Origin of the sequence: Roseobacter sp. FCG-D35, assembly GCF_033436665.1 — a bacterium.
In the GTDB taxonomy this organism is placed as follows: Bacteria; Pseudomonadota; Alphaproteobacteria; order Rhodobacterales; family Rhodobacteraceae; genus JAWQFO01.
In genome coordinates this window covers 112,927-119,184 of record NZ_JAWQFO010000011.1, presented here as the reverse complement: position 1 = coordinate 119,184, position 6,258 = coordinate 112,927, and the positions used below count along the sequence as shown (strand labels likewise).

General features: G+C 67.1%; 5 protein-coding genes. All 5 read left to right on the top strand.

Translation table 11 applies throughout. The features are described from left to right. Positions 1-61 precede the first annotated feature (61 nt). Entirely contained in the window at positions 62-604 is a 543-nt protein-coding gene (locus tag R5H30_RS20215) for a carboxymuconolactone decarboxylase family protein (protein WP_318330477.1), read from the top strand. 222 nt (positions 605-826) lie between these two features. Further along, the gene (locus tag R5H30_RS20210; RefSeq protein WP_318330476.1) at positions 827-1,378 is read left to right on the top strand and encodes a hypothetical protein; all 552 of its coding nucleotides are present in this window, start codon (positions 827-829) and stop codon (positions 1,376-1,378) included. A gap of 161 nt (positions 1,379-1,539) precedes the next feature. Continuing rightward, positions 1,540-2,733, top strand: coding sequence for a DUF932 domain-containing protein (locus R5H30_RS20205; RefSeq protein ID WP_318330475.1), 1,194 nt, complete (start codon positions 1,540-1,542; stop codon positions 2,731-2,733). A gap of 121 nt (positions 2,734-2,854) precedes the next feature. Continuing rightward, positions 2,855-4,990, top strand: coding sequence for a ParB/RepB/Spo0J family partition protein (locus R5H30_RS20200; protein ID WP_318330474.1), 2,136 nt, complete (start codon positions 2,855-2,857; stop codon positions 4,988-4,990). Between the two features lie 91 nt (positions 4,991-5,081). Then, positions 5,082-6,125 (top strand): DUF7146 domain-containing protein, encoded by a 1,044-nt coding sequence (locus R5H30_RS20195; protein WP_318330473.1) that lies wholly within the window; start codon positions 5,082-5,084, stop codon positions 6,123-6,125. Positions 6,126-6,258: the final 133 nt, after the last annotated feature.

Genomic DNA, 6,258 nt, shown 5'->3' with positions numbered 1-6,258 from the left:
CCGAAGACGGCTGGGCCACGGCCTGATCCCACTCCCACTCCATCCAAAGGACACACATTCCATGGCACGTATCACCCAGGTCGCCGACGGCGACGCAACACCCGAAACCGCCTCCCTGTTCGAAGCCATCAAGAAGAAGATCGGCATGGTGCCCAACCTCTACCGGGTTGCCGGAAACCAGCCGGCCGCCCTTGCGGGACTGCTCGGCCTCAACGAAGCCCTGGCCGGCGGCGGCTTCGACGCCCGAACGCGCGAGGCGATCGCCCTGACGGTCGCGGGCGCAAACGCGTGCGATTACTGCGCGTCAGCCCATGCGGCAATCTCGTCGGGGCTGAAGGTTTCGCCCTCGACCATCGAAGCTCATCTCGCCGGCCGCTCGGACGATCCGCGAACGGCGGCCATCCTCGATCTGGCGGCGGAAATCCTCGGGACTCGCGGCATGGTCTCAGACGGCGATATCGCGAAGGCGCGTTCGGCGGGCCTCAACGAAGCCGACATCGTGGAGACCGTAGCAAACGTGGTGGCGAACATCTTCACGAACTATCTGAACCACGTAGCAGAAACCGACATCGACTTTCCGGCGCGCCGGGCTCGCGCGGCGTAAGTCCTGCGGTCCGGCGATTGCTCCGCCGGACCGCTCCTTTCCTTCAGGCGCTCCGTTTCATCACGATAATGGCCCGTCCTTATAGTTCGATGCGGTGGCCCATCTCGATCCACTAGAAAACTAGCCGCGGATCGCCCAACATGAAGTCCGATGGCCAGAACTCCAGATCCAGCAGCGTACGAAGAGGCAATGCGGAAGTGGGCCCTTCCGCCTTGTCTTCATGTGCCGATCGTCGCCGTAGATCAGTCCGCGTTAGAGGATCATATCGGCGAGGTTTTGGAGGTTGTTTCGCCAGGAAGGGCCTTGCTTGTTCGGGCTGATCTACCGGCACCCGCCGACGAGCGCCTGCCAATTTTTTCTCACGAGAACGTCGCGAACTTGTTCCACACCGATCAGCTTTGGGTCAGCCCGGGGTATACACGGTATCGGCAAGCCTGGAAGCGCGTCTTCGGCGGCGAGGGAATAGAGGGCAAAGTCCTCCACCATGTCTATAATCGTCGTATGGCACGATTGCGTGGTTTCGGCTTCATACGGCTCGCACCGGTGTCGCGCGGTACGAATTCCAGCAGCGCCTTCACGGAGCAATGGGGCGTCGATCTGTTCACGCCGGACTACGTCGCCAGGCTCGCGAAGCACGGTCTGCGTATGCAGTACGCTGATCTTGGGGACTTGATGGTAATGCTGGACATCTCGCTGGGCGGGGGCGTGCAGGACGTTTTCCGGATAGGCCAGAACCTCGTCGAAGTTCCCGGGGTCAGGCCCCCACAAACCTAACCAGCGTGTCTGTCTTGCACTCTCCCGAAGATCTTGGCGTGCGTCGCCCGGGCTGAATTCTCCCGCCTCCGAACCGTAGAGTGAGAGAGTGCCGTTCCGGTCCGTGACGGGTTTGGAGGTCGAGAGAGAGGCTCCCGACCGCCCGTCGCGGAGGTTTCCCTATGAATACCGAAATCATCGATGCCGGTCGCGCCGAGAGCGGCGGCTACAGGGTGGATGTGTCACGCGGCGAGAACGTGTCCCGCGTATCGTCCGAGTGGTTCGCGCGGCCGGATGACGAGCGGTATCTGTCGCTCGACGATCTCTTCGCCTCGGTGAAGGGCAGGGCGGAGCGGAGCCGGACGCGCACGGTGGAGAGCGCGGCGATCCGGGTCGAGGCCAATCGCGACGATCCGGAGAAACTGGGGCTCGTGCTGCCCGGTTCAGAGGGGCCGATCGCGCCGACGCATTGGAGCTTCGGGCAGCTGGCAAGCATCGTCGGCGCGCCGGCGGCCTATCTGCGGCAGCTGCCCGCGCCGCTCGCGGGGATCAACCTGCAGTACGGCCTGACCAACCACCGGGCCGAGCAGTTCAAGACTATGGAGGTCGCGGATGGCCGCACGGAACTGCGCGCCGTGACCGGACCCGACTATGGCCGCATCTACGACCATGAACTCGTCTCCGCCGTGCAGCGGATCGCGGGCAACGGCACCGGAGACACGCGCTGGAAGGTGCCGGGGGTGCTCGACTGGTCGACGGGTATCTACAACCCGCGCGTGGACGTGACGAAGGAGACGACGACGCTCTACGCCTCGGACCGCGACGTGTTCCTGTTCCTCGTTGACGACCTCAATCCGATCGAGGCGGGGCTGCTGCCCGACGGTTCGCCCGACCTCTATTTCCGCGGGTTCTATTGCTGGAACTCGGAGGTGGGCGCCAAGACGCTCGGCATCGCCAGCTTCTACCTGCGCGCGGTCTGCCAGAACCGCAACCTCTGGGGCGTCGAGGATTTCCAGGAGATCACGATCCGGCATTCGAAATACGCCGCCTCGCGCTTTGCCCACGAAGCCGCCCCGGCACTCGCCAGCTTCGCCGAGTCCTCGCCGGCGCCCTTCATCGACGGCATCCGCGCGGCGCGCGAGAAGATCGTCGCGCGGTCGGACGAGGACCGGCAGGACTTCCTCCGCAAGCGCGGGTTCTCGAAGGCGGAGACGGGGCGGATCGTCGAGACCGTGCTGGCCGAGGAAGGCCGCCCGCCCGAGAGCGTGTTCGACTTCGTGCAGGGGATCACCGCCGTCGCGCGATCGAAGCCGCAGCAGGACGCGCGGCTCCAGCTCGAAGGCAAGGCCAGGACGCTTCTCGCACAGGCCTCCTGATCGTCGCGCCCGGTCGATGCCGCGGTCCCCCGCTCCAGAGGTAGAGGGGGGCCGTGGACTTCGTGACGGATTCGAGAGGTCGGGAGAGTGGCTCCCGGCCGGTCCGTCGCGGAGACTTCCGATGACCAAGCAAACGAAGATCACCCTCAGCGCCTCGCGCGACATCCCCTTCAACAAGCTCATGCTCAGCCAGTCGAACGTGCGCCATATCAAGGCCGGCGTCTCGATCGAGGAACTCGCCGAGGACATCGCCCGGCGGACGCTGCTCAGTTCCATCACAGTCCGGCCGGTGCTCGACGAAGATGGCGCCGAGACCGGCATGTACTCGATCCCGGCGGGCGGGCGGCGTTTCCGCGCGCTCGAGCTTCTCGTGAAGCAGAAGCGGCTCAACCGCACCGCCCCGGTGCCCTGCATCGTGCGGACCGACGGCCTGGCCGAGGAGGACAGCCTCGCCGAGAACGTCCAGCGGGCACCGCTCCATCCGCTCGACCAGTTCCGCGCCTTCCAGGCGATGCGCGAGAAAGGCCGCACCGAGGAAGAGATCGCCGCAGCGTTCTTCGTCGCGACGAGCGTTGTGAAACAGCGTCTCAAGCTCGCCGCCGTCGCGCCGTCGCTCCATGACGCCTATTCCGAAGAGGAGATGACCCTCGACCAGCTCATGGCCTTCACGGTCAATCCCGACCACACGCGCCAGGAGCAGGTCTGGGAGGCGCTGAAGCGGCATTACTCCAAGGCCCCGCATGAAATCCGCCGCATGCTGACCGAAGGCGCCGTCCGCGCCTCCGACAAGCGCGCCCGCTTCGTCGGTCTCGACGCCTATATCGAGGCAGGCGGCGACGTTCTCCGCGACCTGTTCCAGCAGGACGACGGCGGCTGGCTGCAGGATGCCGCGCTGCTCGACAGCATGGTGGCGTCGAAGCTCGCCGCCGAGGCGGAGACGATCCGCGCCGAGGGGTGGAGATGGATCGAGGTCGATACCGACTTCCCCTATGGGCACACTTTCGGGATGCGCCGCCTCCACGGCGAGACGGTGCCGATGAGCGACCGCGAGGCCGCCGACTACCAGGTGCTGAAGGCCGAGTACGATGCGCTCGAGGCCGAACATGCTGACGCCGACGATTTGCCGGAGGACGCCGACCGGCGCCTCGGCGAGATCGAGGAGGCCATGGAGGCGCTCGATGCGCGTCCCATCAAGTTCGAGGACGACGACTTCGCGCTCGCGGGCGCCTTCGTCAGCATCGATCACTCGGGCGGACTTCGGGTCGAACGCGGCTACGTCCGGCCGGAGGACGAGCCGGGTGAAGAGACCGACCAGTCCGACAGGACAGGAGAGACGTCTTCTGATGCTGCCGACGAGGTGGACGACGAGGATGCGGTCTCGACCGACGGCGCGGACGAGGAAGAGGACGACGGCCTGAAGCCGTTGTCGGACCGTCTCGTCATGGACCTGACCGCGCATCGCACGCTGGCTCTCCGCGACGCGCTGGCGAAGGATCCGCACATCGCCTTCATCGCGGCGCTGCACGTCCTGGTGCTGAAGCACTTCTACCGCTACGCGCCGGACAGCTGCGTCGAGATCGACCCGAAGAGCGCCGTCTTCGGGTCGCAGGTCCCGGGTCTCGGCGACACTCCTTACGCGCTCGCCATCGACCAGCGGCACGAGAACTGGGTGGCGAACCTGCCGAAGGCGTCCGAGGACCTCTGGGACGCGCTGATCGACTTCGACAGCACCAGCCGGGAGGCGCTCTTCGCCCATTGCGTGGCTCTGAGCGTGAACGCGGTCCGCGATCCCTACAACCGGCGGCCGCGCGCGATGGCGCATGCCGACGTGCTTGCGGTGACGCTTGCCCTCGACATGAGCGCGGCAGGTTGGAGTGCGACGGGCGACAGCTACCTCGCCCGCGTGACCAAGGCACGCATCCTCGAGGCGGTGCGCGAGGCGAAGGGCGATGAGGCCGCCGAGAGGATCGCCGGTCTCAAGAAGCCGGAGATGGTGACGGCCGCCGAAGAGCTCCTCGCCGGCACCGGCTGGCTGCCGGAGCCGCTCCGGACGCTGGCGCTCGCGGAAGAGGCACCGTCCGAGGGTGGTCCGGTTGCCGAGGTCGCCACCGATGACAGTGCCGACACCGGCACGTCCGTGGAGGACGACGATGCGGAGTCCGCAGTCGATGTCGACGCGTCGATCGAGACGCCGGAGGATCCCGTCGACGAGGCCGCCGTCGCCGACGACGCGGCCGTGCGCACCGCGGCCGAGTGACGTCGAGCAGGGCAGGGCACTGAACCCGGCCACCTGGGGGTCCGCCGCTCTCGGCGGGCCCCTATTCGCATCCAGATGACAGGAGGGAGAGATGGACAACTCCGCCAGCGATATCTCGCGCCGCCTCGCCCGAGAGGCCGAGGCCGTCTGCCGCCACTACCTCTCGAACGGCCGGAAACAGGGCCACTACTGGACCGTCGGCGACGTCGACAACACGCCCGGGCGCAGCCTCTACGTCCGGCTGACCGGGCCGGACTCTGGGCCCGGTGCCGCCGGCAAGTGGAGCGACGCGGCAACGGGCGAGCATGGCGACCTCCTCGATCTCATCGCCGCCAATCTGCGGATCGCCACGCTCGCGGACACGCTCGACGAGGCACGGCGCTTCCTGAGCCTGCCGCGACCCGAGGCTGTGACTCCTTTCAGGTCACGCGCTTCCAGAGGGTCCCCGAAGGCCGCACGTCGTCTCTGGGCCATGGGCCAGCCGATCGCGGGCACGCTCGCCGAACGCTATCTGGCGGGTCGCGGTCTCACGCGCCTCGGCAACCTGTCCTGCCTCCGGTACCACCCGAGCTGCTTCTACTGGCGCGAGGATCACCCGCGAACCGAGCCGCCCGAACGCTGGCCCGCCCTGCTGGCGAAAGTCAGCGATGCCGACGGAAAGCTGACCGGTCTGCACCGGACCTGGCTCGATCCGGAAAAGGCCCGGAAAGCACCCGTCGATCCGCCGCGCAAGGCCATGGGCACCCTTCTCGGGAACGGCGTGCGGATCGGCGAGACGGAATATGTCCTCGTGGCCGGTGAGGGCCTCGAGACGATGCTGTCGCTGTACCTCGCATTGCCGGGCTTGCCGGTCGTCGCGGCGCTTTCCGCCAACCATCTCGCGGCCCTGCAACTCCCGGACACGATTCAGCGCCTCTACATCGCTGCCGACACCGATCCGGCGGGACTTGCGGCCGCGGACGATCTTGGTACCCGGGCCTGGGATGCCGGGATCGAGGTGCGCCGTCTCGCACCGCGACTGGGGGATTTCAATGACGATCTCCGTGCCTATGGCCTGGTGGATCTCCGCGCCCATCTCCGCCCGCAGCTGGCGCCCGAGGACGTGCCGTCTTCCCTCGATGCCGGGACGGGGTGAGCGGGGAGGTGGCGTCACGATGGTCGCCGTTTCGCTTCCGGTGAGCCGCGCGCTCCGGCCTTCCGAAAGCGGGCGATCGGAGCAGGGACCGGCCGGTCCCGCAACGGCTGCGCCGTCCTCCGCTCCGCTCCGG